General features: G+C 79.4%; 1 protein-coding gene. It reads right to left on the bottom strand.

Going from position 1 to position 797, the window contains the following annotated elements; genetic code table 11:
• Window positions 1-797, bottom strand: a 797-nt coding sequence (locus tag PYV61_RS26120; protein WP_275836817.1) for an ABC transporter permease, incomplete at both ends; no start/stop codon positions are given.

Genomic DNA, 797 nt, shown 5'->3' with positions numbered 1-797 from the left:
GGTCGCGCGCGCGCGCGCCGCCGCGTCGAGCGCGGGCGACGCCGGCGCCCCCGCCAGCACGACCAGCACGCTCGCCGAGGGCGGCCGCTGCCGGTCGAGCGCGTACACGGTCGGATACGGCGCGCCGTCGGGCCCCGCCTCGCGCACGTCGCCCACCACGCCGACGACGCGCATCGGGCGCAGGTCGCCGTCCATGTTGCCGAACTGGATCAGCCGGCCGATCGGGTCGGCGCCGGCGAAGCGGCGGCGCGCCAGCGACGCCGAGATCACCGCCGACGGCGGGTCGTCGTCGCGGTCGTCGCGCGTGAACACCCGCCCGCGCACCACGGGGATCCCCATCGCCGCGAAGTAGCCGTCGCCCGCCAGCCGGTACGCGGCCTCGCCGGTGCGCGTGCTGTCCTTCACCAGCCGCCGCCAGTCGTCGAAGCTGGTCACCTCCCCCTCGGCCGCCTGCAGGATGAAGGTGCCGCTGCTCCCCGCGTCGCCGCCGAGCACGGGGAGGTGGTTCACGGTGCCCGCGGCGCCGACGCCGGGGAGCGCGCGCAGCCGCGCGACGACCGCCGCGACCTTCGCGCGCTGCCGCAGCGCGCTCGCGGTGTCCTCCGCCCACGGGAAGCGCACCGACACCACCACCGGCCCCGCGGCGCGGAAGCCGGGGTCGACGCGCGACAGCGTCGCGTAGCTGCGCGCGAGCAGCCCGGCGCCCACCAGCAGCACCGTGGTCGCCGCCGCGAGCGCGCCGAGCAGCGCCGCGCGGCCGCTCCCGCCGTCGCGGGCGCCGAGCGCCGAGCGGTCGG

This window comes from Roseisolibacter sp. H3M3-2 (genome assembly GCF_029211165.1).
Classification (GTDB): domain Bacteria; phylum Gemmatimonadota; class Gemmatimonadetes; order Gemmatimonadales; family Gemmatimonadaceae; genus Roseisolibacter.
This window is presented reverse-complemented; position numbering and strand designations above follow the sequence as displayed.